This window comes from Chryseobacterium sp. SIMBA_038, assembly GCF_046535115.1.
Taxonomy (GTDB): domain Bacteria; phylum Bacteroidota; class Bacteroidia; order Flavobacteriales; family Weeksellaceae; genus Chryseobacterium.
On record NZ_JAWRXH010000262.1, the window covers coordinates 1 to 259 of the forward strand.

The window sequence follows — 259 nt, forward strand, 5'->3', positions numbered from 1 at the left end:
CATACCCTTCATAGTCAAAAACTTCTGACATAGACAATCCCAATTCTCTACTCACTCCTTCTCCATAGGCAGAATCAGCCCGATAACAGTTTCTGATATGACGAATTTGTATAAACTTTTGTGCACCTCCTACTGCTTCTGCTGTATTTTTAAATAAAACCTCTTTTTGCTGATCAGACATCAGCCTGAAAAGATTTCCCGGTTGAGAAAAATAATCAGCATCTTCACGATGATCCCAATGGGCAGCGGCACCATCAAT

The 259-nt window shown here is 40.2% G+C and carries 1 protein-coding gene; it reads right to left on the bottom strand.

Features of this window, described 5'->3' with window-relative positions; all coding sequences use genetic code 11:
• On the bottom strand, positions 1–259 hold a 259-nt coding region (locus tag SB689_RS23485; RefSeq protein WP_410694456.1), incomplete at both ends, for a catalase-related domain-containing protein.